We start from the raw sequence: 261 nt of genomic DNA on the forward strand, positions 1-261 counted from the left end.
TATGGGTAACGGATATTTTACCGCCTACAGCACACTGGCAAGTGCTTTTCTCAGTGAGGATTTTTAAATCGTTGATAGTATCTTTCTCAGTTGTTTGTTCCCATTTTGTAGGAGCAGGCATACAAGGCAGATAACCACTTGTGGTAGGCTTTAGCCTGCACTGACCAAAAGGCATTATATTCACATTGGCCTGTTTGTCTCCTTCAGTAGCAATAGGCTTGTCCTCAATAGTTACAAAGTCCTGACTTGTTACGGTAAGTT

General features: G+C 41.8%; 1 protein-coding gene. It reads right to left on the reverse strand.

The annotated features are described in order from the left end of the window. On the reverse strand, positions 1-261 hold a 261-nt coding region (locus tag OO775_RS13840; RefSeq protein ID WP_264847816.1), incomplete at both ends, for a DUF4280 domain-containing protein.

It is taken from the genome of Capnocytophaga catalasegens (genome assembly GCF_026005215.1).
In the GTDB taxonomy this organism is placed as follows: domain Bacteria; phylum Bacteroidota; class Bacteroidia; order Flavobacteriales; family Flavobacteriaceae; genus Capnocytophaga; species Capnocytophaga catalasegens.